This is a genomic window from Pantoea sp. XAF26B01_ASV70 (genome assembly GCF_054512635.1).
This window is the reverse complement of sequence record NZ_JBTNCJ010000002.1, coordinates 296,779-319,829: the sequence shown is the minus strand read 5'-3', so window position 1 is coordinate 319,829 and position 23,051 is coordinate 296,779. Positions and strand designations below refer to the sequence as shown.

The following is a 23,051-nucleotide window of genomic DNA, read 5'->3' as shown; positions in this document are numbered from 1 at the left end:
AATGAGTGGTGCCGTTGAAGCCTTTTCCGCTGCGCGCGTGGGGGACGGCATTGAACACTCCGCCTCTAAAGGCTGGCTGGTGCTCGGTCTGATAGGTGGGGCTATTGCCGGTGCGGCGTTCACGCTGGCCACGGGGGGCGTCGGAACGGTAGTCCTGGCCGCGACGGTCGCTGGCGCAGCTGGCGGTGGTGGGCTGGGAGAAGTTCTGGGCAGTATGTCATGGGCACCCCACCACGAAACCGGCCATCTGGTTACTGGTTCGTCCAATGTGTTCATCAACGGAAGGCCGGCGGTAATGTCGCATATGTCTGTGGGGGACTGTGACGAGCACGGCCCGGCCTTACAGCGGGTGGCAGAAGGATCTTCACGCGTTTATATCAACGGACTGCCCGCTGCTAGGTCGGGGGACCGCCTGGCTTGCAGTGGTGTCATCAACGACGGATCTCCTAACGTCATTATTGGTGGCAGTAAAGAGCAGACTGACGTAATCAGTCCTGAAATCCCTGACTGGGTGGATAGAGTACTACTGGGCGTGGGGCTCGCGGCCACGGCCGTTCTGGCAGGACCGGCGATAGCCCTGCTGGGTTTTGCAGGAGGCCTTGGTGGGGGCTATGGTGGCGCTTACATAGGCGGGAAGTTATGGGGAGAAGACTCTGACGGTCAGAAGTGGCTTTCGCTAGGCGGTGCGTTTGCAGGCGGCTTTGCCGGTGCAAAAGGAGGTGCAGCCTTCAATGCGTGGCGCAACACGCCTAAGAGCCTTATCAACCTTAAAGAAATTGAAACCCAATTTGCCACAGATCCGGACAGTGCCTTTTTCTGGTCAGGACGCACTGAAGGTGTCGGCGGCCCTGATGTCGCAGAATCCATCGCGAAGTCCCGTGGAGGTGTCACGCTCGAATCCACAATCAAAGATAAAAATATTAAAATGCCTGAATGGGATTTCGATAACCCCCAGAGCATCAAGGCTTGGGAGGATGTCTCCACGTCTTATGCAAAACAGGTATCAGGAGAAGTCAGAGCCGTAGTGGGACAGTCGCTGCGTGAAGGCAATATATGGGAAAACGTTGAGTTACCGCGCCTTATGGGTAATGATAATGTCACGAAAATCACCACAATCGATCCGGTATCACAGACGGAAAAAGTCATTTTTGTAAGGGATAACTGAAATGAAAATTACAGGCACCAGTTCGTATGTGATGCTCGATATCGACGGCAGAAAAATCAGGGCAGAAGGTGAGATGGTCGTGGGTGGTTTTGTGGCTGAAAAAAACACCATGAGACAGTTTGAACCCCCCTATGAAAGTGAACCTGTTACTGATGCCGTTCGCCAGCACTATATCGATGAAGCAGTCAAAAAAACCCAAGGATCTCATATGGTCCTGAAATTTGTTTAAATCTGTACCGTGAAGGTGGCCTGCTAATCACTTTCACATACCACTCCCGCCACAACATTCAGACAGGCGGTGAGGGGGGAATAGCCGTTCTGACCAGCCCTCCGTAAATTAACATACCATGATGCAAGCAATGTCCGCTTCTGGCACAAAGCGGGCTGACGGCAGGCAAGGTCCGCTATGAGCGAGAGGCGGACATCACTGACGTTTGCTCAAAGGCCTAACTTATCAATTATAAATTTATACGATAACCTGGCGGCCCGGTTTCGAATGCGACCAGCCTGGTTTTCCCCAGTCTTGTGCGTTTCTCAATCTAATGCCGCTAGCGTGAAGCGATGTCAGCCATATACTTTTGAGTGGCGTGAGTCTCTCCATTACACGAAGCGTGATATTCCTTGATATAAGTTCAGCATCCAGGTTTGAAATTACCTTCAAGCCAGTTGGGATAACGTTTGTCCGGGATACCCACATACCGACCTCTCCCGTTGGCTCAAAGTGATCTACAGGCAATTCATATCTGTAAACTTTTCCATTTTGAAAGCGTGATAGCCATGCATGCTCGATGCAGGCAATGGCAGTAGCATGTGAGTTGTTTCCCATCCATTGTTCAAGGTCCACTCTGTTTGTATCAGGTAGTGGCCAAAATACGATGCGCGGACACTCCCGAGGGAAAAGATAAAGTAATTCGTGAGCTTCATCAGTAGCCCATACCAGTGACCCATTTAACCACTCTTGTCCAGCAGGCCTGTCGACATGAACCCTTATTGGGCGAGGTTTGAATATGCTGATATCAGGACTATCGCTGAAATGAAAAAGACGCACTTAAGGCTCCATTCAAAATGTATCCAATATTCCGAATAAATCATTTTGAGTATCTAAAGTGTCATCCATATGAATGTTACTTAGCTTAATTTCCTTGAAGTAGGCCGCAGCGGATCATATGCGAATGTGGATATGTGAGATGTCCGCTACTGGCACGCAGAAAACCTGCGCTCTTGAAGGTCCGCAATGAGCGAGGAGCGGATATCAACATACCTTTGACCGTGGCCAAATTTAGCTATCCACGACACAGAGAAATAAAAGGCATCTTCTATAAAAAATGCCTGTGACCGATAAGGTGGAGGGCTATTACGAAACCTTATTTCTAAGCCATTGGGCTAGCCCGGTGACCAGTATGAGTTCTGCAAGCTTTGTAGGCCCAATCATAGTGACGCCTTCAGCATTGAGATCCTCACTTAATGTCCCTTGATGCCAGACAAAGAACATCCGATCATAGCTGTCACTTGTCTAAAACCGTGACAAATACTCTGAGAATACAGACTGATTAGCATCAGACTTCACCTGCACAAATGCCCGTTCTTTGGTAGTGGGTAGTTCAAGTTCAATATCGACAGTTTTTTGTGTCTTGCCAAGGCTCCCAGTTCTTCTCCATCCACTAGCAGAGAAAATTAGATCTACGAGCAACTCAAAGTCCTGCCAGGTAAGCAAACTATACAGATTGGTAATAGCCATCAGATATTGAGCCTTAGCATTATCAGCGATGATAATTTCCGGCGATTGTTCATCATTGATTTTTCGCAGAGCGTAATCGGCTAAACGCACATCGCAGATGGTCCCCCGGTAATTCTGTGTAGCGAGTAAAGCTCCGCTCAGGACGCTGTGGGACAGTAGGTTACCGGCCAGACTATGGCTGTGCCATCCGTCCACCGTTTGGCGGATCCTGCTGCCATCTTCCAGTTCAGTGACTTCTCCAGAAGGATGGCACCAATGCAATAACCCCTGGCTGAAGGTAATGAAAAGTGTTTCGGGGGTAGCGGTATAAAATGTCTTTATCTGTCTGACATCATTTTTGGCAGTGGTCTTATTATTGTTCCTTTCTTTTTCCCAGACTTTCTGCACATCCTGCCACTTTCCTTCAAGGCACATCTTATGGGGCGTCTTATGGTATCCAAACTTAATAATGCCAGATGTCAGGCACTCATGTTCCCATTCGCCTCCCACTCCCAGCTTGATATATTTCACCTCAGTTGCATGAATCTTTTCCAAAATACAATCACTCCGTTAAACGAATTTCCTAACTAAATGTTCCTTCCATTACCTCTGAACAGAGCGTAAAGGCGCGCAATTTCCATTACCGGATAAATCAGAGTGGTGGCAGATGGTGGTCTGCTCGCCGATGATCAACTTAGATTGTTGTAAGAAACGTCCGCTTCTGGCACGAAGCGGACAAGCTAACTGAGCTAGAGGCCGCTATGAGCGAAGAGCGGAAGTATGAATGTTTGTTTAACTCTATTGGCTTTTAGCCACTCTTATCCCAGGTCTTCGCGAGTTGGACCTTGAAAGTAGATACTGCTTATATGACAACTACGTGGCTGAGTCAGCACAAAACGAATTGTTTCCCAGACTGAGCGCCCATTCATCAGACATTCCCCCATTCTGAATTCACTGTCGACAAGCGTATCTAATCCTGTAAGTTCGAAATCCGGTGGATATAACCCGGTCACACGTATGTTTTCTTCGGACAACTGCTGTGACAGTTTGGTGATAAACCCGCTAAGCCCATGTTTGCTAGCGAAAAAAGCAGGATGCGCAATTGAATCCGTAAAATTCGGGATCCCACATGAAGATATAATTGAGACGATATCAGCATTGTCTGAACGTCTTAACCCGGGCAGCAGAGCCTGAGTCAGTAGAATCGAACCTGTCAGACCTGAACTGATGGTATTGATAATTTCTGTGTCGGGCTGATCGTCTAATCTCCCTGACAACCACTGAGCAGCATTCAGGATTAAAATGTCTATAGGCTTGTCTGAAATTAACAGCTGTGAAGAAAACTGAGAAAGGGATTCAGGCCGGGTTAAATCACAGATATACCCTTTTGCAATGCCGCTTTCAGCAGTGATGATGCTGCAGGTTTTTTGAATATCTTCAGCCCGCCGTGCGCAAAAATCCACCTCGACGCCCTCTCGTGCCAGCCACACGCACAGCGCCTGGCCAAATCCCCCGCCGCCGCCGGTAATAACAGCTCTTTTACCTCTCAGCATCTTCATTCATCCCTTTCCTGATGACTATGTGTGGATGTAGATATACATGAGGAAGTTAATTGACATCTTTCAGTTAATGCTCTTTTTACATAGGGAACAGAAATAAGCTGCACTGCAAACTGTTTAGCGTGTGTCAGGGGATTAGCAATGTCCGCTTCTGGCACAGGGCTGCTGTTGCAGCCCTCACAAATTAAACTTCAATAGACTCAGATATCTCCAGGGCATCATCCACTTCAATACCGAGATAACGGACTGTACTTTCGAGTTTTTTGTGACCTAACAGTAGCTGGATCACTCGAAGATTCTTCGTTTTTTTTTATAGATCAGATATGGCTTGGTTCTTCGCATAGAATGCGTACTGTACAGAGTCTCGTCGAGACCTAGCTTATCAATCCATCCATGAAAAATACGGTTATATTGCCTGGTTGAGATATGTCGTGAAGAACCGACGCGGGACTGGAACAGATAGTCGCTACTACGTAGATGAGCCATTTTAATCAACGCGGCTACAGCCTCTTTGGTTCCCTTAGTCAGTTCAAACTGAACGGGGCTTCCCGTTTTTTGCTGCAGCACTGTCGCTCTGCCCGAAACAGAGTGCCATAGGCCACATCAGAAACTTTTAGCTTAACCAGATCACAGCCCCGAAGTTTACTGTCCAGAGCCATGTTAAACAGAGCTAAATCGCGTACTTTTCCTTCCAGCTCAAGTCTGATACTGATTCCCCAGATATGAGAGATCTGAAGAGGCCGTTTCTGGCCAATAAGACGACCCTTGTTCCATGGGAATGTTGTCATGCTCAATCTCCATTGGGTTAGGAGATGTGATTATGGTCGTCCAATATGAGCGAGCAGCGGAGATGATGTGCAGCAGCGATTTCGCTCAAAGTTCAATCATTCTGTAAAGGATATGATTAAAATTTATCTTTGTCATACATAGAATAAGACTAATGAATATACATATAAGACCAGCTCAATTGTCTGACGTTGAAGGTATTTTCACTGTCAGAACATCAGTCGCCGAAAATCATCTGAGCCGTGAAGAGATGCGGGAGATGGGCATCACCGAAACTACCGTGAGCAATATGATCAAAGAGGGTAGTTGCGCATGGGTTGCAACAGATGATGATGAAGTGGTGGGTTTTTTGATGATTTTAAGGGAGAAAGGCTCTCTTTATGGTCTTTTTGTCCTTCCTGCCTATGAAGGCAGAGGCATCGGTCGCAGACTTACAAAGATTGCGGAACAAGAGTTGTTCAAACATCACGAAGTTGCCTGGCTGGAAACAGATAAAAACAGCCGTGCGGCCAAATTCTACATGCAACTCGGCTGGGGTAATAAGACAACATTAGATGACGCTTTTATTCGATTAGAGAAGCATCGTGGTAGTTGACCTTCTACAGCTCTTATAGAGCTCCGCTTTTGGCAGGCAGCAGCCAGTGGACCGGCATGTCTGTTATGAGAGCGAAGCGAACGTGTTATTCCTGGTATCATTGAAATTTTCGAGCATTCCACTCATCGCGGGTGATTTCCCAAAGCTCAGAATCCAGAAGGCCGCTGACATACTCCTTCTTAACAGTTTTGATAAGCCGCATTCCGCTAGTGACCGAAATACGTTGAGAGCGGCTGTTAAGGGCTGCTTTAGGTGCGCGTAACACCGGCTTATTCAACACATTGAACCAGTAATCTGTAGCCGCAATACTAGCCTCACGCATATAGCCCTGACCCTGATATTCCGGTGCGAGCCAGAATCCACGATTGTTATCTTCTTCATCGTAAAGACAGATCAAGCCCATGACTTTATCTGGTATCTCACGATTTCTGATAGTCCAGAACCATGCAATTCTGCTCGCCATGTCAGGCAGAGCAACGTTATTGACGTAATTCTCTGCACCATTCTCTGGATAAGGCCAGGGGACCGATGCCACCATATAGCGGACTATTTCCCAGCGGGGATAAAGCGTCTGGATCTGCTTAGCATCTTCGGCGACTAATGGTTTCAAAAGCAACCGATCTGTTGTAAGTGTGGGGGTTGGCATGGGCAATTATCCTTGGTGGTTGATGAATTCCCGATCAGATTTTGTTTACCTTACGAAAAATATGCACATACCGTCATCTGTTGCATCATGCAAAGATGGTATTACGGCTTCAGCGTCCGCTACTGGCACAATACCGACGCTAAATAATGTCCGCTTTGAGCGAGGAGCGGACGCTGAGTGAGATTAAAGATGTAAGAAAATACAGACCAATAGGCCGATTCAGGCTGCAATTTATGTATATATAAATATCAAGAATCAGTATTTATGCTTTTTAAGGGGGGTACGTGCGCATTCGACCATCATCTCGACTGATCATTCTTTCGCCTGAAAATCGCGTCCTGCTCTTTAGGTTCTGTCATAAAGATGGTGCTCTGAGAGGAAAAACATACTGGGCAACTCCAGGTGGAGGGCTTGAAAAAAATGAATCTTTCGAGCAGGCCGCTATACGCGAATTATTTGAAGAAACGGGTTTGACAAGAACATTAACAGGACCACAGATAGCATCCCAGACCTTCACAATGATGCTACCAAGTGGGGAGAATGTACTTGCTGAAGAGCATTTCTTTATGATTGATGCAAATACAGTTGAGCTCGACCTCTCAGGGTGGAGTAGCAATGAAAAGGAAGTCATACGCGATTATCACTGGTGGACAATAGAAGAACTCATACACACCAGTGAGACAATTTTTCCACGCGATTTAATCATTAACATACTTGAAAGCGAGTAAGCCGGACCTTTAACGTTAACTGCAACATGATACCCTGAACGTCCGCTCCTGGCTCAAAGCGGACGTTGAGCAGGCTAATGTCCGCTATGAGCGAAAAGCGGACATTGGCCGTGTGCTAAAGAAGAAAATTGCGTGGTGTTAATTCCAGAATGGAACGAAATGCAGCGGTAAATGCAGCCGGACATGAGAAACCCAGTTGGTAGGAGACCTGCTTAATTGAGATGCCATTGGCGAGGAGATCTAATGACGCACAAATTCTTGCTCTTTGCTTCCAGGTTCTGAAGCTGAAGCCCGTATCCTTAATAAACATTCGCGAAAAGGTGCGTTCAGACATATTGGCAATATGGGCCAGATCGCTTAGAGACGCTTCCCAGCGGTGACTGACCAGTAACTCTTTGGTTGCCCTGTTTAAGCGCTCATCATGCGGCATAGGTAGCTCCGCGGTCAAAGGCGTTGCCTCACTGAGAATTTCTAAAATTAACAGCGCCATTTTACGCTGGCTCGGTCCAGTGTAATCGACATTGAAAAGCCCGGCTATCAGCTCTTTCACCAGTGCGGTGGCTGTAATCACATGCACCTGGCGACTCTTCGTAAAATTCAGGCATTCTTCGATAAGACTGCTACTGAAATAAATAGCCCGTAAGTCGGTGTGGGATAGCAGGTTGTAGCTGTGAATCTGCAGAGGCGGTAGCCACAATGCCCGCTGAGGGGGGATCACCCAACGATTGCCCTCTGTTTCAACCAACATAACGCCCCTGGTAGCAAATAACAGCTGTCCTTCAATATGATGATGAGGAGGATCGGTCTCTCCGCGTTGATAGCTGATGGCGGTGCAAGACCATCCCGTCGCTTCATCATGTCTTGGCGCTTTATCTATGCTACCTGGCATTTCAAATTTAGTTCCTGCAGTTATCTTAGTTGGACTCACCCGATTCATAACATCCCGGCAGGGTGAAACTTGAAAAATTAAGGTTAACATAAGCATTACAGGAGCATCTTTAAATGCACGTGCATTTCATCATCCATGAAAGTTTTGAGGCTCCCGGCGCTTATGAGTCCTGGGCCATAGGCAAAGGTAATCACGTCACCTATTCACGAGTTTATGAAGGTGAGGCTCTACCGTCCAGCGTGGATGACATCGATTTTTTGATTGTTATGGGCGGTCCACAGGACCCGGAAACCACCCCTGAAGAGTGCCCGCATTTTGATGCAAAGGCTGAGCAGGCGGTCATCGCATCCGCTGTGCGCGCAGGTAAAGCCGTTATTGGCATCTGCCTGGGTTCCCAGCTCATTGGTGAGGCGCTCGGTGCTTCTTTTGCACACAGCCCGGAAAAAGAGATCGGCAAGTTTCCTGTCTCTCTGACGCAGGCAGGGCAACAGCATGAGCTGTTTTCACATTTCGGACACACGCTTGAGGTCGGTCACTGGCATAACGATATGCCTGGGCTGACGCCTGATGCCACGGTCATCGCCCACAGTGAAGGGTGCCCGCGTCAGATCGTCGCCTACAGCGATCTGGTGTTCGGTTTCCAGTGCCACATGGAGCTGACACCGGAAGTAGTCGAACTGCTTATTGCCCACTCCGAAAAGGATCTGGGCCGGGCGGGTGAATACCGCTTTGTCCATACGCCTGCACAACTGCGTGCACATGATTACCGGGAGATGAACCAGGCTCTGTTCACATTCCTGGACAAACTGGCCGGGCGTTACAACCAGAGCCGTCAATGATCGTCTTTTGCGCAGATTATCCAGCTCAAAAGAGGCAATTCTGAAACTAACAGTGCAGGTAACACTATGACTGAATCGCCAGCCGCCCTTCTGACGATAGCCGGCGCTATCCTGGTAGGCGCCATGAGTCCCGGACCAAGCTTCATCATGATAGTACGTACTGCCGTCGTCTCATCTCGCCTCAGTGCGCTCTCCGCCGCCGCAGGCATGGGCGTGGGATGCATGATTTTCTCAGTTATTGCGCTGGCCGGGCTGCACTCTCTGCTGGAGCTGGTTCCCTGGCAGTATGCCGTGCTTAAAACCGCCGGTGGGGTTTACCTTCTCTGGCTTGGCTGTGGCATGCTTTTCAGAACGGGCAACAGCCTGGATCTGAGCCTGGGAGGCGAAAACGCACACCGTCCGGGCCGCGCGTTTCTTACCGGTATGGCGACTCAGCTCAGTAATCCGAATACAGCAATTGTATTTGGCAGTATTTTTGCTGCGCTGCTCAGTCAGCATATCTCGCCCTATCTTTATCTTTTGTTGCCCGGTATGGCGTTCTTCATTGATGCAGTCTGGTATGGCCTGGTGGCATGGCTGTTATCGGCTGAAAAGCCACGTCTCACCTATATGAAATACAAATCCCGGCTGGATAAAGCGAGTGGGCTGGTGATGGGGTATCTGGGGATCCGGCTCCTTCTGAGATGATCTCTGTCAGTGTTGACCTCTCCCTCTGTTCTTAAGTTAACTGTGAGCAAAATTACTTTGAAAGCCCTTTTACGCAATGTCAGTTTTATCGCTGGTTTCATGCTGGCATGTTACCTCCCCGCTGCAGTTGCTGCTGGCACGGTGGCGTGTTCATCTTCACAAAAACTGTCTGAATGCATTAAGCAGGTCGCCGGTGGCGGCACGGTACTGCTCGGTAAAGGTACCTGGTTTCAGGACAGCAGCCTGTTGCTGAGCAGCAATGTGGCACTTCAAGGCACGGGGCCGGGGACAGTTATCACCTGGAGTCCTGCGGTGAGGAGCACCATTAATGCGCCGCTGCTCTATACCACTGCCGCCAGCCACGTCACGATAAAGGATGTGAAACTGGTCGGCACCATTGACCAACGGTCTGACAGTCAGGATTTGAGGAGTAATCAGATTGGTCTCTTTTTTAACTGCAGAGGAGACCCGACCGCCGGTGAAAAAACCGGCTGTAATGATATTACTCTTCAGAACGTTGAAGTGGAGAACAGCAGCGATGGGATCCATATCAAAGGCGCCAGTCATGTCACGGCGACGGATCTGAAGTTGCATAACAATGGCAACACTGAGAATGACTATTTTCACAATATCTACCTTCGCCGCGTCGCAGATGTTCGTCTAATCCAGACCGGAAAAAACAGCGGAGGTTATTATGCCAGCCCACGCGGGCACGGCATTCGGGGTTCGCACTTGATCAACGTTTATATGAGCGATCTGGAGGTGCATGACAATGCCGATTACGGTATCCATATGGATACCGTCTTTAATGTCAGACTGCATAACATGCACGTTTATCACAATTGCCTCAGCGGTAAGCCTGCCTGCCAGCAGATACAATGCTTTGGGCCTCAGTGTGATGTTCATCTCAATGCGCCGGCTGAACCAGCGTCCATAATATCCCAATAAATTTTGTCCGCTTTTGACACAGCGCTGCTGTTGCAGCCCTGACAAGTTAGACTTCAATCGACTCTGATATCTCCAGGGCATCATCTACTTCGATGCCCAGGTAACGTACTGTGCTTTCGAGTTTTTTGTGACCCAAAAGTAACTGGATCACACGAAGATTTTTCGTTTTTTAAGGATCAGATATGGCTTGGTTCTGCGCATGGAATGCGTACTGTAGAGCGTTTCATCAAGACCCAGCTTCTCAATCCATCCATGAAAAATACGATTATATTGTCTGGTTGAAATGTGTCTTGATGAACTAATACGGGACTGAGAAAGATAGTCGCTACTGCGTAGATGAGCCATTTTGATCCATGCGGCTACAACCTCTCTGGTTCCCTTCGTCAGTTCAAACTGGACAGGGCTGACCGTTTTTTGCTGCATCACAGTCGCTCTGCCCGAAACAGTGTGTCCATAGGCCACATCAGAAAATTTCAACTTAACCAGATCACAGCCCCGAAGTTTACTGTTCAGAGCCATGTTAAACAGAGCCAAATCGCGGACTTTTCCTTCCCGCTCAAGACGGATACGAATCCCCCAGATATGAGAGATCTGAAGAGGCCGTTTCTGGCCGATAATGCGGCTTTTGTTCCAGGGGGATGTTGTCATGTTCAATCTCCATTGGGTTAGGAGATGTGATTATGAGTGTCCCGTATGAGCGAGGAGCGGACATGACATCCAAAGGATGGTTTGAATAATTGTTGTCCCATCACCCGTTTTAGGCTGATGCTTTCCTTAACAGGATGCTTTAAGTTGGTCACATTTATCCTGCAGGATATAACCATGATAACAGTAGAAAAATCAGATCCATTTTCTTCAGAGTCCCGTCGCTTAGTCGAAGCTCTATCAGCAGAACTTGCCGCTATTACTGGTGATAACGGCAAAAGCAATTTCACCGTCGAAGCAATGAGTGATGACAATGCTTTATGGGCATTAGCAAAGAATTCTCAAGGCAAAGCTGTGGGATGTGGTGCTATACGGCCATTAACCAAAAATATAGCCGAGATTAAAAGGATGTTTTCAGACCGAAGTGCGTCAGGGATTGGCGGTGCTTTACTCACTTTTCTTGAAAAATCTGCAAAAGAGATGGGATATATCGAAATTAGGCTGGAAACCCGACACATCAACTATCGTGCAGTAAATTTCTACATGAAAAATGGTTATGTCCCTATCGAGAATTACGGCCCATATATAGGCAGGGCAGAAGCTGTCTGTTTCTCAAAGGCATTGCGCTGACTATATTAATTGGAACTGATGTCCGCTCCTGGCACAAAGCAGTCGTTCTTGCGGCGACTTATCTAAACAACATGGGGAACAGTTTATTCCCCATGTATGGCAGGAATATACCCGCCGCGCGTTCATCATGATTACGGTTGCTTGCTGTTACCCAGCACTTTGTTAATCGCTTCAGTCCCACATTGATCGTCGGATTCCGCGCCGCCGGTGCCCGCCATGCCGATAGCGCCAATCCACTGGCCGCGATATTGCACCGGCACGCCGCCGCCAAGCAGCAATAGCTCATTAACCGTATTCAGGTTGACGCTTTCCGGTGAGGATTGCGCCTTTATGGTCAGTTGTCTGGTTGGCGTTTTGGTGGAGAGCGCAGTAAACGCTTTACGCCATGCCGCCTGGGTGTTGTGCGGCCCCACGTTGTCATCCCGCATCAGTGTGACCAGATTTCCACCCCGATCCACCACGGCGACTACGCCTTGACGATTCATATTATGGCAGGCGGACAAGGCCTCCGTTGCCAGTTGATTACTCAGCGCCTGCGTCATGTCATAGACGGAGGCTGGCTCAGCAGCGAGCGCCACGGCAGGTCCGGTAGTCAGCATCAATGCCAGCAGTAAACGTTTCATTTATTTCAGCTCCCGCGATAGGTGGAATATCCGTACTGGCTCAGCAGCAACGGAATATGATAGGTGGTCGTGGTATTGGTGATATGGAACTCCACCGGGATTTCGGGGAAGAAACTCTGCTGTTGATGTGCCGCAAAATAGTGACCGGTTTTAAAAATCACCCGATAGTCACCCCCCTCAAAGGGCTTTGCTGGCCAAAGTGCATCTATCCGACCCTGCTGGTTAGTATTGGCGGTATTCAGTACTTTCCAGCTTTCTCCCTGTTTCTGCTCAAGCATCACCTCAACCTCTGAGGCAGGCAGCCCGGTCTGCTGGTTCAGCACGTGAACGCTCAGCGGATTTTTACTGGCCGCGAAGGTGACCGCGGGAACGGCAAGCAGCGTAGTGAGGGCCAGGGCAGTGAGACTCTTTTTCATTTTTTAATACTCCGGTGTTAATCACCCCGCTGTTATACCTGTACGGTTGTTCGTTCTGCCTGTCAGAAAGATGACCATATTGTCATCTGGCGCTGAAACACTGGGGCGGTCATAAATTTCATGGCAAACTGCGCCGATGAAACTATTGCTGATCGAAGATAACCAGAAGGCGAGCGCCTGGGTGCGTAAGGGGCTGGAAGAAGCGGGCTATATCGTGGATTACGCCGCAGACGGCCGGGATGGCCTGCATCTGGGGCTGTCACATCCCTACAGCCTGGTGATACTGGATATTATGCTGCCGGGAATGGATGGGTGGCAGGTGCTGAAAACCCTGCGTACCGCCAGTCAGATTCCGGTGATTTGCCTGACCGCCAGAGACTCGGTGGATGATCGGGTGAAAGGGCTGGAACTGGGGGCCAATGATTACCTGGTTAAGCCGTTCTCTTTTGCGGAGTTGCTGGCTCGGGTAAGAAATCAGCTCCGGCAGCAGCAGCCGCACAGTAGCGTACTACGGGTGGGCGATCTGGTGCTGGACTCAGCGCGCTTTCAGGTTCTGCGTGACGGTGTCACTCTTGCACTGACGCGCAAAGAGTTCATGCTGTTATGGCTGCTCGCCAGCCGTCACGGTGAGATTCTGCCGCGGACGCTACTGGCCAGCGAAATATGGGGCGTTAATTTCGACAGTGAAACCAATATCGTCGATGTTGCTATCCGCCGCCTGCGCCGTAAAGTCGACGACCCCTTTCCTAAAAAGCTCATCACTACGGTAAGGGGCATGGGATATTGCCTGTCAGAAAAAGGAGGCGAGGGTGACTAGCCCTTCTCTGACGCTGCGGCTGACGGCAATTTTTACGCTGATCATGGCGATGGCCTGTGGCGGCATCAGCCTGATTCTGTATAAAGCGTTACGCAGTGAACTGGTCTGGCGGGACGATCAAACGCTGATTAATCGGGCGGCGCAGTTAAGACAACTGCTTGAAGATGGTGCCCATCCCAGCTCGCTGCCGCTCTACTTCAATCGGATGGTCGATATCCATCAGGACATTCTCAGCATCCGCTCGCAGCATGAGCAAAACGTCAGTATTAATCATACCGGGATAACGTTGCCCGCGATCTCGCCCACGCCGGTCAGCACGCCACCCAGTGAGAAACAGCTGCACCGCTGGATCAATGCGGATAAGACGGAAGCGTCGGCGTTAAGCCTGCAGGCAAACTCCTCGCTCGGGCCGGTAACTATTACCCTTGCCAGGGTCGCGCGGGAGCGAGCACTGATGCTTGAGCGTTATCGCCAGCAAAGCATTCTGGTTTCACTGGCGGCCATTTTGCTGTGCGCCGCAGTCAGTCCGCTGTTGATTCGCAGAGGGCTAAGGGCGATCGGCCGGTTAAGTAAGATCGTGGCAGAAACGGCCAGTGACCGGTTAAATCAGCCCGTGCCGCTTCAGGCTATCCCGCAGGAGCTGCTACCGATTGGCAATGCGCTTAACGCTATGCGTCAGCGCTTATCCACGGACTTTATCCGTCTGACCCAGTTTGCCGACGATCTGGCGCACGAAATCCGCACGCCTATTAATGTGTTACTGGGCCAGAATCAGGTCGCGCTGGGTCATGAACGCTCAGCCGCTGAATATCAGAGGCTGCTCGAAGGCAACATTGAAGAGCTGGAGAGTCTGTCGCGTCTCACTGAAAACATTCTCTTCCTGGCTCGCGCCACGCACCACAATATCAGACTCAATAAACAGGACTTCCTGCTGCAGGATGCGCTGGAAGCGCTGATCGACTTTCTTGAACCGGTTGCGGAAGAGCAGGAGAAGCTCATTGAGCTGAGCGCCGAAGGCAGCCTCACCGCGGATAAAATGCTGTTCCAGCGTGCGATGAGTAATCTGTTGATCAACGCCATTCGTTATTCGCCAGAAAAAGACACGATTCAGGTCAGTACCTGTCATCACGCTGACTACGTTGAGATTGAGGTGTTGAACGCGGGCGAAGCGCTGGAGGAGCCTGAAAAATTATTTGAACGCTTCTGGCGGGGCGATAACGTCCGTCATACGGCCGGAAGCGGGCTGGGACTGTCGCTGGTACGCGCCATCGCCGCTTTACATGGCGGAAGTGCTTACTACCGGCATGAGAACGGGCACACTATCTTTGGCCTGCGCCTGCCCCGAAAGTGAGCGTCTGTAAGAAAAACCTCATCCGTGCTGCTTTAATGAAAGCAGAAGGGGATGGAAGCGATCTGCGGAAGTCATAAAGTCAGACACAGCCACCCCCTTGCCAGTTACACGCTACCTAACCGGCACGGTGGTCAGGTAGCGTCAATTACCAGAATATCCCTTGTCACTTTCTCGGGTAAATCCCGGCACCACTGAGCATACTGGTGACATCCTGCGGGCCCCAGGTTCGCTGGAGTCTGCATCGGCACATGACGGAGAAGTGTTTAAAGGCTGGCCCCTTCAACCAGCACAAACGTCCCGTGTGCAGCCCCTGCACGCAACAGCCTGGCAGCCTGATACGCAGGGCTTTCATAAAAACCTTTGGCTTCGGCAAAAGATTCGAACTCAAATACCACATGCCGTTCATGCGCCTCTCCCTCCAGATTTTCATACTGCCCTGACCAGGCAACGATCTTCGGATTAAACGCCTGCATGGCTTCGCCTGCAGCTCTGGCATAGTCAGCGTATGCGACAGGGTCCGATACGGTCACGTGAGCGATTAAATAACCTTTGTTCATTTCTCTTTTCCTTCCTGACAGGGGGGTGAAATCCAGCGTAAGGCAGCGCGACTGGCGTTAACCAAATCCGGAATGGGGGCTAAGTTTTCAAATCTTCCTTCGGGTCAACGGATTGAGTGGTGAGTAACAACCTTTTCACTGAGTGCTTCCCGATACCCTGAGCAATGTTTGCCGCGAACCGACAGTGCTCTGAATGATGCGGGGATCTGAACCAGTGCTTATGTACACAAACCTGCATGGCAGTTCGCAACGGCGTTGAGCCTTTCAGAAAGACGGTTCACCTTCATAACGTTCAGATCGCGTTCTGTAATATCCGCGGTGTGAAAGCAGTCTATTACCCATTAATATGGTGATAAATAACGTAAGAAATAACGCACTGTTACTCTGAAGGGGAACAATGAATGAAAAACCTTGAGGCGCTGATTATTTTTGCACGCGTGGCGGAAATGAAGAGTTTTACTCAGGCAGCTGAAAGCCTGGGTATTCAGAAAGGACGCGCCTCACTAGTGGTGCGCGAACTCGAAAGGGAGACAGGCGCGACACTTCTGCATCGCACCACGCGAACAGTGCAGTTAACGGAAGATGGACGGGCTTTTTACTCACGCGCCCGCGATCTGTTATCGGAAGCCGAAGAATTACAGTCCATGTTCTCTCACGAGGGGATGTCACTGCGGGGCAGAATACGCGTTGATATGCCTGCCGTGCTGGCACAATGCGTGGTAATCCCCGCGCTGCCTCAGTTGCTGGAGGCACACCCTGAACTGGAGATCGAGCTTTCAAGTACCGATCGGCGCGTTGATTTAGTTCATGAAGGGTTTGATTGTGTCATCCGTCTGGGGCCAATCGTTGATGACACGCTTATTGCTCGCCCTCTGGGGCAGCTACGCATGATTAATGCCGCCAGTCCGGGCTATCTGGCGCGCTTTGGGATACCGCAGACGATTGATGACCTTCTCAGTCAGGGACACCAGATGGTCCATTACCAGCGGAGCTTTGGTTCGAAGCCAGATGGCTGGGAGTATCCGGTGGATGGCGGCTACCAATTGCTGATGTTACCCGGCGCCATAAGGGTAAATAGCGTACCGGCCTATCATGAGGCGGGACTGGCCGGGCTGGGCTTGATTCAGGGCGGTTACTCCACGCTGGCGCCCTATATTGAGCGCGGTGCGCTGGTTGAAGTCCTTCCCAATCTGCGTCCTGAGCCGCTCAGTGCCTCTTTTGTTGTCGCACACCGACGAAATCTGTCGCGGCGTGTCAGAGCCTTTATGCACTGGACAGAAGAAATTTTAAAACCTTATTTTGACAGATAGCACAGTGATTCTTACGCCAGATAAAAGTACAACAACAGGGTATGTGGCGAACCAAACCAGAAGTACAAATTTAATCACCGCTATGCTAATATTTCCGCGCTTATTAAGGCGTCCTGCCATGCGTAGAATTTTTGGGAACGCAGTATGATCGATAAATATCAAATTCATCATGACGTCGATGTGCTGCTTTTCATACGCCACATCTGCAAACTCGTTTATACGGGACTTATTTTGCTGCTGCTTATTCCTCATATTGCCAGTGCCGAAATAAAAGATGGCAAAGCCAATGATATCGTCAGTGGTATTATCAGCTTCACCCAGTGGACGGGCTTAAAACAACCGCCTCAATTATGTATTTTTTCTTCAGCCCGGCATCTCTCCTTGCCGGACTCTGCCTCCTCGGCGGCAGCCACATTCACCGTTGTTTATCTTGCCAGCGCAGGCGACCTGCCGTCGCACAGATGCGACGCCGTCTATTTCGGCGATCAGACGTCACAACAGCAGGTGGACCTTATTCAGCAGTTTAAGGGCAGAGCCGTTCTTACACTCGCGGAGAACAATGCGGATTGCACGCGGGGCGCCGCGTTTTGCCTGATTTTTCATCCGGGCCACACGCTTTTTTCCGTTAACCTTGATTCGCTTGCCAGAAGCGGTGTCAGGGTGAGTCCGGACGTGCTTTTGCTGTCCCGCGAGAGAAGCGAATAAAATGAAATTCGATAAATTAAGAAATGACAAATCATCGATACGCAATAAACTGCGAAAAATAAGCACCATCAACGCTGCGGTGATATTACTGTTGTGCTGGCTGTTGCTCTCCTCGACGTCGCTGCTATTTATTAAAAATTACGAGAAGCGAAACCTTGAATTAATCGGCGCAACCCTCAGCACCACGCTAACCGCTGCGACCGTTTTTTCCGACAGTTACGATGCGCATAATAAAATTGCACGGCTCGGCAATGAAGGGATGTATGCATCTGCGAAACTGGTCACTAAAGATCACATTGTTCTGGTCAACTGGCATGCTCAGCAGGAGCAGACGGGCTGGTATTCGCGGTTATTACGTGAGTGGATTTATCTTAAACCGCTTAACGTCAGTATCATTCACTCTGACGTTGCTGTCGGTACATTAACGCTGGAAGGCACCGTGACCGGCGCGGTGAGTTTCATTCGATACTCCTTCATGATTCTGACCAGCGGTATGCTATGTGTCCTGATTATCTCCCTTTTGCTGAGTGAATTTCTGCATCGGGGTATGCTCGCTACGTTGCGCAACATTACCAGTTCGATTCACTATGTGATTCATTCCGGTGATTTTTCCTTGCGTATACCGGAGAGCACGACGAGTGAGTTTCAGCTATTTTCAGATGATCTGAATTCGTTGTTGAGGGAAATGCAATCGCTGAAGGCTTCGCTTATGCGGGATAATCGCTCGCTGGCAGCCAAAGCGCTGGAGGACCCGTTAACCGGTCTTGCAAACCGCAGCGCCTTTGCTGCTCACCTTTCCCGGCTTCTCGACCAGCAATATGCTGAGGAGCGTTTTGCCTTACTGTTTCTTGATGGCGATCGCTTTAAAAGTATCAATGATAACTGGGGCCATGCCGCCGGGGATGAGGTATTAAAAGCGATAGCAGCACGCCTGCTATCACTGGCATCTGAACAGGATTTAGTCGCCCGTTTAGGTGGGGATGAATTTGCCATGCTGGTGAGCAGTCAGGTCAGTGAGGAGCAATTACAGCAACTCATGCAGGACATCCATGACCTCATCATGGAAAAAATCATCCTTGCAGAAGGTACGCCGATAAATACCTCGGTTACCATTGGCTACGCCTGGTCACAACACGGCGATACGGTTGAGTCTATTCTCGAACGCGCTGACATGAATATGTACAAAAATAAGCGAACCAATAAGGCTTAAAGATGAAAAAAAATATTTCCCTGATGCTGCTTATTTTAGCGCTGGTCGGTTGTCAGTCTAAAGAACGTTTTAGTGAGGCGCAGATCGCAGCGATGCAGCGTGCGGGATTCACTCAAAATAGGGAAGGCTGGGGATTAGGCTTATCAGATAAGATCCTGTTTGGTGTAAACGAATCAGAACTTACACCCTCCAGCAAAAGAAATATTCAGGGGATGGCAAAAAACCTGGCGTCGACCGGTATTAAGCATGTGCGAATTGACGGGCACACCGATAATTACGGCAAACCAGATTATAACCAACAGCTGTCGCTAAAAAGAGCTAACGCAGTCGCGGCACAGTGGGCGGAAGGGGCTGCTATACCGCGCGAAAATATTATCACACGTGGATTAGGCATGAGTGCACCCGTTACCAGCAACAATAGCGCGCAGGGACGCGCGCAAAATCGGCGTGTGGCAATTGTGATTACTGCGCCGTGATAATGAGTTAACAGTGGGCAGTGCTGCGCGCTCAGGCCGGTATGACTCAATGTCCTGCCTGGCGGCTTTATCCGGTTACCGATGATGCGTGAAAAGCCGCTGGAAAAGGTGAAACGGAGGGAAAAATGCACGGCGGAACCCGCCGTGCAGTGTTGCTATCAGCGATAAAACGCCGGTCTTGCTGGCATACTGACCGGCACAATCTCACCGGAAGTCTGGGCCGCGACGCAGGCATCAGCGGCCACCGCGGCGGCGTAACCATCCCAGGCGGAGGGACCGGTCATCTCACCGCTGATGACGTTGTTGATAAATGCCTGTAACTCCACGTCATACGCATCGATAAAGCGCTTTTTCCAGTCAGTCAGAATGGTGGTGGAGAGCTTAGCCGCGCTGCGAAGCTGCACAGAGACCGGCTCCGGCAGACGAGCAATGCCGCTTTCACCCACCACTTCACACTGAATATCGTAACCATATTCACAGTTCACGAAGATTTCGACATCAATGCGCGCCCCTTTGGTGGTCTCAAGCAGCACGATTTGCGGATCGCGCAGATGTGACGACGCCTTACGGGTTTTACGCGGGAAGATTACCTGCACGCTGGCATAGTCATCATCCAGCAGCCAGCGCAGCACATCGAGTTCGTGGATCAGCGTGTCGGTGATCGCCATGTCGGTGGTGTAGCTGTCGCCCACTTCCGGGTTGCGGTGTGCGCAGTGCAGCATCAAAGGCTCACCAATTTCGCCGCTGTCGATCACCGCTTTTAGTGCGCGATAGCCGCTGTCATAAGGGCGCATAAACCCGACCTGCACCAGCTGACGTCCTGCCTTAATTTCTGCTTCCACAATGTTCATGCAGCCCTGCGCGGTAACCGCCAGCGGTTTTTCGCAGAACACCGCTTTACCCGCCTCAATGCAGGCCAGCACAAAGGCTTCATGCGTCGGCCCCCAGGAGGTGACCAGCACCGCATTGACCTGCGGATCGTTAATCAGATCGATAGCATTGTCATAAATACGCGCTTCCGGCGTCAGCTCGTTAACGATTTGCTGGCAGTTTTCACGGTTGATATCGTTAAGCGCCACCACGCGCGCATTCTGTAACACGGTGCTGCAACGGCGGATGTGTTCGCGACCGATTGCGCCGGTGCCGATGACGCCAATATTAATAGTCATGATAATTCCTTAAGCTGAGTGGTTTAACAGCTGGATGCTGTCGCGAATTTCGCGGGCAATGTCCGCTTCCTGCCAGCTGTTCATCACTGAGGAGAACGGCTCAAAGGCGTAAAGGCCGGTGTAACCCATCTTCTCCAGTCGCTCGACCTGCTGCTTACTGCGCAAGCGGTCGTCCGCGCTGAGCATGATGCGCTCTTCGTCGGTTAGCTGATTAACCGGGCGCGGGTCGGTGACGCCGGAAAGGTGAACCAGACCGATCTGCTGAATATCGATCTCCTGTTCGAAGGTCTGTTCCGCATCTTCAAACAGATGATGATGGAAGGTATCGATCAGCAATCTGAATGGCACACCCGCTTCATGGATCAGCGTCTGAGCCTGAGTCGCTGAACGCAGCGAGCTTTGCGGAAAGCCCAGCGGTTCCACCAGCCCCTGAATACCTGCCTCAGCGAACAGCGGGGCCAGGGTTTTCAGCGCGCTTACGGTGTCGGCAGCGCTAATCGGCGTGCCATCATTAAGCGGGCAGAGCACCAGCGATTCAGCGCCGACCGCCTGCGCATCACTTAACAGCTGGCGGGTGCGTTGCAGCACCTCTTCATTCAGCTGATTAAAGGGATAGAGCGCATTGATGGTCACAATCCGGATGCCTGACTCACGCGCCAGGGCTTTTACCTCGTCGCCGGTGAGATCGTCGGTGACGCGGCCGCTGGGCATATCATTACGCAGTTCGACATTATGGATACCGAGCTGGCTGACCAGTTTAAAAAACTGCGGAAGGGTGAGGCTGGGCGCAATTTTACGGTTGATGCAAAAGCGCGCGTTGGGAATATTCAGGCTCATAACAATTTCCTTGAATGTAGGGGTACAGTGTTAATAGCAATCGGGTAGTCAGCGTAATGACGCGGGCCGTGGATTATTCAATACAGACGTTTCAGGCACTATTTTTTGCCGTTGCCGTTATAAAGCGCATAGAAATAGTGCTCGACCTGCTCAAGACTTCTTCCCCGGGTCTCGGGAATAAACTTCACAACAAAAACAGAACCGCCGATGCCGATAGCCGCGAATATAAAGAAGGCTCCGGCCAGACCAAATGCGGCTAATAACAGCGGGAAGGCCATGGAGATGGCGAAATTGGCGATCCACAGTGAGAAGACAGCGCCACCCATACAGATGCCACGCATCCGGGCGGGGAAGATTTCCGACAGCAGCAGCCAGGTAACGGGTGACAATGCGCCCTGCTGGAAGCAGAGAAACATCAGCATCCCCGCCAGCACCAGATAAGCCCGTAGCAGGTTGACCGTGCCGTTGAGGTATTCCGGCATCAGCCAGCAGACCAGCCCGATAAAGAACAGGCAGCAGGTGCAGCCCATCTGTCCGATTAACACCAGCGGACGGCGTCCCACTTTGCCGATTAGCCAGATACCCGCCAGCGTCATCACCACGGAGATCACGCCATTGGCGATGGTGGCGAACAGCGCGGCATCGTTGCTCAGTCCGGCGGCGGTCAGCATGGTGGGGGCGTAATACATAATGGTATTCACCCCGGTCAGCTGCTGGATGGCGGCAATACCCACGCCCAGCAGGAAGATTTTCATCAGCCAGGGTGTGGCGAGATCGCGCAGGCGGCCTTTGCCACGCTGACGGTTCTCTTCAATGGTTTCCTCAATCTCTTCCAGTTCCCACTCGACATCGTCGGCGGCGCGGGTTTTTTCCAGTACCTCGCGCGCTGCCTGACTGCGGCCTTTCATTACGTGCCAGCGCGGGGTTTCAGGCATAAAAATCATGCCGATCCAGAGCAGAACAGCGGGGACAATCGACAGCGCCAGCATCCAGCGCCAGGTATTTTCGCCGCCCCAGATATCGTTAAAGGTGGCGTTGGAGATGTACGCCAGCAGCTGACCGCTGACGATCATCAGCTCCTGCAGGGTGACCAGCTGGCCACGTTTATTGGCGGGGGCGATTTCTGCGATGTAGACCGGCACGGTCGCGGCAGCACCCCCCACGGCAAAGCCCAGGAACAGGCGAGAAGCGATCATCCAGGTGACATCAGGCGCCAGCGCCGAGCCGACAGCGCCAAAAGCGAAGATAAGCGCCAGCGCAATGATAATGCGTCGTCTGCCGAGGCCATCCGCCAGATGACCGGCTGCCAGCGCGCCGAAGGCTGCACCAAACAGCAGGGAGCTGGTGACCAGCCCGGTAGTAAATGGGGTGAGATGCAAATCGCCGCGCATAAACAGTAATGCGCCTGAGACTACACCGGTGTCATAACCAAACAGCAATCCACCCAGGGTGGCGACCAGCGCAATAATCTTCACAAAAGGCTCGGTGCGGGTGGTGCTATTTGGACCGGATGCCGGGTTCGACGAGATATAAAGTTCTTTTTCCATGAATACTCCTGGTAATAACGGCAAAGACAAAACGTCAGAACATGAAGAAGACATCACCCTACTGATATTTTTATTTCGGGTTAAATTATATTTGAAACTTAGTTTTCATTATGTGAGCTCAACCCTTCCGCCATTTTTATTTTGATGGGATTCCATCAAGGCGAAAATAAAAACATTAAATTTAAGCGGGTTATAGGGG

25 protein-coding genes and 2 pseudogenes are annotated in these 23,051 nt (G+C 50.7%); 14 read left to right on the top strand and 13 right to left on the bottom strand.

All coding sequences use genetic code 11. The features are described from left to right. The first annotated feature begins 1 nt into the window (after nucleotide 1). Together ACX8ZY_RS20990 and ACX8ZY_RS20985 are read left to right on the top strand one after the other, a co-directional pair. Entirely contained in the window at nucleotides 2-1,165 is a 1,164-nt protein-coding gene (locus ACX8ZY_RS20990) for a PAAR domain-containing protein (protein WP_421665398.1), read from the top strand. A gap of 1 nt (nucleotide 1,166) precedes the next feature. Further along, on the top strand, nucleotides 1,167-1,394 hold the full coding sequence (locus tag ACX8ZY_RS20985; protein WP_109651256.1) for an Imm74 family immunity protein: 228 nt from the start codon (nucleotides 1,167-1,169) through the stop codon (nucleotides 1,392-1,394). A 237-nt stretch (nucleotides 1,395-1,631) separates the two neighbouring features. Here the strand turns inward: ACX8ZY_RS20985 and ACX8ZY_RS20980 are convergent, their stop codons facing one another. The 4 genes and pseudogenes from ACX8ZY_RS20980 to ACX8ZY_RS20965 all read right to left on the bottom strand — a co-directional run bounded on the left by ACX8ZY_RS20980 (nucleotide 1,632) and on the right by ACX8ZY_RS20965 (nucleotide 5,229). Further along, nucleotides 1,632-2,213, bottom strand: a complete 582-nt coding sequence (locus tag ACX8ZY_RS20980; protein WP_421665397.1) for a DUF6886 family protein — start codon at nucleotides 2,211-2,213, stop codon at nucleotides 1,632-1,634. Between the two features lie 465 nt (nucleotides 2,214-2,678). Next, a complete protein-coding gene (locus tag ACX8ZY_RS20975) occupies nucleotides 2,679-3,437 on the bottom strand; it encodes a hypothetical protein (RefSeq protein WP_421665396.1) in 759 nt (252 codons plus the stop codon). A gap of 263 nt (nucleotides 3,438-3,700) precedes the next feature. Then, the gene (locus ACX8ZY_RS20970; RefSeq protein ID WP_331843406.1) at nucleotides 3,701-4,435 is read right to left on the bottom strand and encodes an SDR family oxidoreductase; all 735 of its coding nucleotides are present in this window, start codon (nucleotides 4,433-4,435) and stop codon (nucleotides 3,701-3,703) included. A 190-nt stretch (nucleotides 4,436-4,625) separates the two neighbouring features. Further along, a pseudogene (locus tag ACX8ZY_RS20965) lies at nucleotides 4,626-5,229 on the bottom strand (site-specific integrase). Between the two features lie 152 nt (nucleotides 5,230-5,381). On the opposite strand from ACX8ZY_RS20965, the gene ACX8ZY_RS20960 reads away from it, so the two are divergent. Beyond that, nucleotides 5,382-5,822 (top strand): GNAT family N-acetyltransferase, encoded by a 441-nt coding sequence (locus tag ACX8ZY_RS20960; RefSeq protein ID WP_421665395.1) that lies wholly within the window; start codon nucleotides 5,382-5,384, stop codon nucleotides 5,820-5,822. Between the two features lie 97 nt (nucleotides 5,823-5,919). Here ACX8ZY_RS20960 and ACX8ZY_RS20955 read toward each other — a convergent pair whose 3' ends face one another. Continuing rightward, complete coding sequence (locus ACX8ZY_RS20955; protein ID WP_421665394.1) at nucleotides 5,920-6,468, bottom strand: GNAT family N-acetyltransferase; 549 nt, start codon at nucleotides 6,466-6,468, stop codon at nucleotides 5,920-5,922. 284 nt (nucleotides 6,469-6,752) lie between these two features. On the opposite strand from ACX8ZY_RS20955, the gene ACX8ZY_RS20950 reads away from it, so the two are divergent. Continuing rightward, complete coding sequence (locus ACX8ZY_RS20950) at nucleotides 6,753-7,196, top strand: NUDIX hydrolase (RefSeq protein ID WP_331843238.1); 444 nt, start codon at nucleotides 6,753-6,755, stop codon at nucleotides 7,194-7,196. A 115-nt stretch (nucleotides 7,197-7,311) separates the two neighbouring features. Here the strand turns inward: ACX8ZY_RS20950 and ACX8ZY_RS20945 are convergent, their stop codons facing one another. After that, a complete protein-coding gene (locus ACX8ZY_RS20945) occupies nucleotides 7,312-8,085 on the bottom strand; it encodes an AraC family transcriptional regulator (protein WP_421665519.1) in 774 nt (257 codons plus the stop codon). 113 nt (nucleotides 8,086-8,198) lie between these two features. Here ACX8ZY_RS20945 and ACX8ZY_RS20940 point away from each other — a divergent pair, with 113 nt between their 5' ends. The 3 genes from ACX8ZY_RS20940 to ACX8ZY_RS20930 all read left to right on the top strand — a co-directional run bounded on the left by ACX8ZY_RS20940 (nucleotide 8,199) and on the right by ACX8ZY_RS20930 (nucleotide 10,559). After that, a complete protein-coding gene (locus ACX8ZY_RS20940; protein WP_331843239.1) occupies nucleotides 8,199-8,924 on the top strand; it encodes a type 1 glutamine amidotransferase in 726 nt (241 codons plus the stop codon). 66 nt (nucleotides 8,925-8,990) lie between these two features. Continuing rightward, nucleotides 8,991-9,611, top strand: a complete 621-nt coding sequence (locus ACX8ZY_RS20935; RefSeq protein WP_421665393.1) for a LysE family translocator — start codon at nucleotides 8,991-8,993, stop codon at nucleotides 9,609-9,611. A 9-nt stretch (nucleotides 9,612-9,620) separates the two neighbouring features. After that, entirely contained in the window at nucleotides 9,621-10,559 is a 939-nt protein-coding gene (locus ACX8ZY_RS20930; RefSeq protein WP_459261179.1) for a right-handed parallel beta-helix repeat-containing protein, read from the top strand. Between the two features lie 46 nt (nucleotides 10,560-10,605). Here ACX8ZY_RS20930 and ACX8ZY_RS20925 read toward each other — a convergent pair. After that, a pseudogene (locus ACX8ZY_RS20925) lies at nucleotides 10,606-11,207 on the bottom strand (tyrosine-type recombinase/integrase). A gap of 174 nt (nucleotides 11,208-11,381) precedes the next feature. On the opposite strand from ACX8ZY_RS20925, the gene ACX8ZY_RS20920 reads away from it, so the two are divergent. Beyond that, entirely contained in the window at nucleotides 11,382-11,834 is a 453-nt protein-coding gene (locus ACX8ZY_RS20920; RefSeq protein WP_033773878.1) for a GNAT family N-acetyltransferase, read from the top strand. 131 nt (nucleotides 11,835-11,965) lie between these two features. Here ACX8ZY_RS20920 and ACX8ZY_RS20915 read toward each other — a convergent pair whose 3' ends face one another. Together ACX8ZY_RS20915 and uraH are read right to left on the bottom strand one after the other, a co-directional pair. Next, nucleotides 11,966-12,457, bottom strand: coding sequence for a GlcG/HbpS family heme-binding protein (locus ACX8ZY_RS20915; RefSeq protein WP_010247306.1), 492 nt, complete (start codon nucleotides 12,455-12,457; stop codon nucleotides 11,966-11,968). Nucleotides 12,458-12,462: 5 nt separating this feature from the next. Next, nucleotides 12,463-12,873 (bottom strand): hydroxyisourate hydrolase, encoded by a 411-nt coding sequence (gene uraH / locus ACX8ZY_RS20910; protein WP_187506187.1) that lies wholly within the window; start codon nucleotides 12,871-12,873, stop codon nucleotides 12,463-12,465. A 136-nt stretch (nucleotides 12,874-13,009) separates the two neighbouring features. Here uraH and hprR point away from each other — a divergent pair, with 136 nt between their 5' ends. Further along, complete coding sequence (hprR, locus tag ACX8ZY_RS20905) at nucleotides 13,010-13,690, top strand: response regulator transcription factor HprR (RefSeq protein WP_022624753.1); 681 nt, start codon at nucleotides 13,010-13,012, stop codon at nucleotides 13,688-13,690. Further along, nucleotides 13,683-15,041, top strand: coding sequence for a heavy metal sensor histidine kinase (locus ACX8ZY_RS20900; RefSeq protein ID WP_033768506.1), 1,359 nt, complete (start codon nucleotides 13,683-13,685; stop codon nucleotides 15,039-15,041). The genes hprR and ACX8ZY_RS20900 overlap by 8 nt, the downstream gene beginning before the upstream one ends. A 263-nt stretch (nucleotides 15,042-15,304) precedes the next feature. On the opposite strand, the gene ACX8ZY_RS20895 is transcribed toward ACX8ZY_RS20900, so the two are convergent. Further along, nucleotides 15,305-15,598 carry a DUF1330 domain-containing protein gene (locus tag ACX8ZY_RS20895; RefSeq protein WP_010670299.1) on the bottom strand — a complete coding sequence of 98 codons (294 nt, stop codon included), beginning with the start codon at nucleotides 15,596-15,598 and terminating at the stop codon, nucleotides 15,305-15,307. 401 nt (nucleotides 15,599-15,999) lie between these two features. Between ACX8ZY_RS20895 and ACX8ZY_RS20890 the strand changes: the two genes are divergently transcribed. From ACX8ZY_RS20890 to ACX8ZY_RS20875, 4 genes are all read left to right on the top strand, one after another. Next, nucleotides 16,000-16,908, top strand: coding sequence for a LysR family transcriptional regulator (locus ACX8ZY_RS20890; protein WP_187506185.1), 909 nt, complete (start codon nucleotides 16,000-16,002; stop codon nucleotides 16,906-16,908). 144 nt (nucleotides 16,909-17,052) lie between these two features. Further along, a complete protein-coding gene (locus ACX8ZY_RS20885; RefSeq protein ID WP_033768499.1) occupies nucleotides 17,053-17,613 on the top strand; it encodes a YfiR family protein in 561 nt (186 codons plus the stop codon). A gap of 1 nt (nucleotide 17,614) precedes the next feature. Next, nucleotides 17,615-18,823, top strand: coding sequence for a diguanylate cyclase domain-containing protein (locus tag ACX8ZY_RS20880; RefSeq protein ID WP_033760306.1), 1,209 nt, complete (start codon nucleotides 17,615-17,617; stop codon nucleotides 18,821-18,823). A 2-nt stretch (nucleotides 18,824-18,825) separates the two neighbouring features. Continuing rightward, nucleotides 18,826-19,299: an OmpA family protein gene (locus ACX8ZY_RS20875; protein WP_346459507.1), complete on the top strand. Its 474-nt coding sequence runs from the start codon at nucleotides 18,826-18,828 to the stop codon at nucleotides 19,297-19,299. Between the two features lie 158 nt (nucleotides 19,300-19,457). On the opposite strand, the gene ACX8ZY_RS20870 is transcribed toward ACX8ZY_RS20875, so the two are convergent. The 3 genes from ACX8ZY_RS20870 to ACX8ZY_RS20860 form a co-directional block, all read right to left on the bottom strand. Further along, nucleotides 19,458-20,468 (bottom strand): Gfo/Idh/MocA family protein, encoded by a 1,011-nt coding sequence (locus tag ACX8ZY_RS20870; protein WP_010247281.1) that lies wholly within the window; start codon nucleotides 20,466-20,468, stop codon nucleotides 19,458-19,460. Between the two features lie 9 nt (nucleotides 20,469-20,477). Further along, complete coding sequence (locus ACX8ZY_RS20865; protein ID WP_421665391.1) at nucleotides 20,478-21,305, bottom strand: TIM barrel protein; 828 nt, start codon at nucleotides 21,303-21,305, stop codon at nucleotides 20,478-20,480. A gap of 98 nt (nucleotides 21,306-21,403) precedes the next feature. After that, nucleotides 21,404-22,852: a sugar porter family MFS transporter gene (locus ACX8ZY_RS20860; RefSeq protein WP_022624758.1), complete on the bottom strand. Its 1,449-nt coding sequence runs from the start codon at nucleotides 22,850-22,852 to the stop codon at nucleotides 21,404-21,406. Nucleotides 22,853-23,051: the final 199 nt, after the last annotated feature.